Source organism: Flavobacterium macrobrachii (assembly GCF_014486675.1).
Lineage (GTDB): Bacteria > Bacteroidota > Bacteroidia > Flavobacteriales > Flavobacteriaceae > Flavobacterium > Flavobacterium macrobrachii.
Map to the genome: position 1 here is coordinate 1 of NZ_JACTAC010000233.1, position 209 is coordinate 209.

The 209-nt window shown below is 39.2% G+C and carries 1 rRNA gene; it reads left to right on the plus strand.

Annotated elements, in window-relative coordinates:
* Positions 1–129: 129 nt before the first annotated feature.
* Positions 130–209 (plus strand): 5S ribosomal RNA (gene rrf / locus IAI56_RS16080); the annotation flags it as partial.

Genomic DNA, 209 nt, shown 5'->3' on the forward strand with positions numbered 1-209 from the left:
TCGCATCTTGTGTCTCGTTTTAAATAATGAGACACAAGAGCAATCTTTCAAAAAAATAAATCTTCTTTATCTCAGTATGTTAAGATATTGTGTAATGTTATCCGATAAGGATACCCTTGCAAAACCTTTTAAGGTGGTTATTGCGTCGGGGCTCACCTCTTCCCATTCCGAACAGAGAAGTTAAGCCCGATTGCGCAGATGGTACTGCA